Genomic DNA, 1,341 nt, shown 5'->3' on the forward strand with positions numbered 1-1,341 from the left:
AAGCTTATCGACGTCACCACCTGTATCGGCTGTAAAGCCTGTCAGGTGGCCTGTTCAGAGTGGAACGATATCCGTGATGAGGTCGGTCACAACGTCGGCGTGTACGACAACCCGGCCGATCTGACCGCCAAATCCTGGACGGTGATGCGCTTCTCGGAAGTGGAGCAAAACGACAGGCTGGAGTGGCTGATCCGTAAGGATGGCTGTATGCACTGCGCCGACCCGGGCTGCCTGAAGGCGTGTCCGTCGGAAGGGGCTATCATTCAGTATGCCAACGGCATCGTCGACTTCCAGTCCGGGCAGTGCATCGGCTGCGGCTACTGTATCGCCGGCTGCCCGTTCGACGTCCCGCGCCTGAACCCGGAAGACAACCGCGTCTACAAGTGCACGCTGTGCGTCGATCGCGTCACCGTCGGCCAGGAGCCGGCCTGCGTGAAAACCTGCCCGACCGGCGCTATCCACTTTGGCTCCAAAGAGGATATGAAGGTGCTGGCAGGCGAGCGCGTCGCCGAGCTGCAAACCCGCGGTTATGACAATGCGGGCCTGTACGATCCGGCCGGCGTCGGCGGCACGCACGTGATGTATGTGCTGCATCATGCCGACAAGCCGAATCTGTACCACGGCCTGCCGGAGAACCCGGAAATCAGCGCCACCGTGAAGTTCTGGAAAGGCATCTGGAAACCGCTCGCGGCGGTGGGCTTTGCCGCGACCTTCGCCGCCAGCATCTTCCACTACGTCGGCGTCGGTCCGAACCGTGCGGAAGAGGAAGAAGACAACCTGCATGAAGAGAATGACGAGGTGCGCAAATGAAAAGACGTGACACCATCGTGCGCTACACGGCGCCGGAGCGAATCAACCACTGGGTCACCGCCTTCTGCTTCATGCTGGCGGCGATAAGCGGGCTGGGGTTCTTCTTCCCGTCCTTCAACTGGCTGATGCAAATTATGGGCACCCCGCAGCTGGCGCGAATTCTGCACCCGTTTGTGGGCGTGATCATGTTTGCCTCGTTCATCATCATGTTTTTCCGCTACTGGCATCACAACCTAATCAATCGGGATGATATCTTTTGGGCGAAGAATATTCGTAAGATCGTCGTCAACGAGGAGGTAGGTGACACCGGGCGCTATAACTTCGGCCAGAAATGCGTGTTCTGGGCGGCGATTATTTTCCTGGTTCTGCTGCTGATAAGCGGCGTGATCATCTGGCGTCCGTATTTTGCGCCTGCGTTCTCAATCCCGGTGATCCGATTTGCGTTAATGCTGCATTCATTTGCCGCAGTGGCGTTAATTGTGGTTATCATGGTGCATATCTACGCCGCCCTGTGGGTGAAAGGCACCATTA

General features: G+C 58.1%; 2 protein-coding genes. Both read left to right on the forward strand.

Annotation, left to right across the window (positions count from 1 at the left end):
- Window positions 1-810 (forward strand): formate dehydrogenase subunit beta (gene fdxH, locus GO007_RS28790; RefSeq protein WP_095105805.1); only part of this gene is annotated, 810 nt, incomplete at its 5' end.
- Window positions 807-1,341, forward strand: a 535-nt coding sequence (gene fdoI, locus GO007_RS28795; RefSeq protein ID WP_095105807.1) for a formate dehydrogenase cytochrome b556 subunit, incomplete at its 3' end; no start/stop codon positions are given. The genes fdxH and fdoI, both read left to right, overlap by 4 nt.

The sequence above is a fragment of the Klebsiella sp. 10-1 genome (genome assembly GCF_009758445.1).
Lineage (GTDB): Bacteria > Pseudomonadota > Gammaproteobacteria > Enterobacterales > Enterobacteriaceae > Klebsiella > Klebsiella scottii.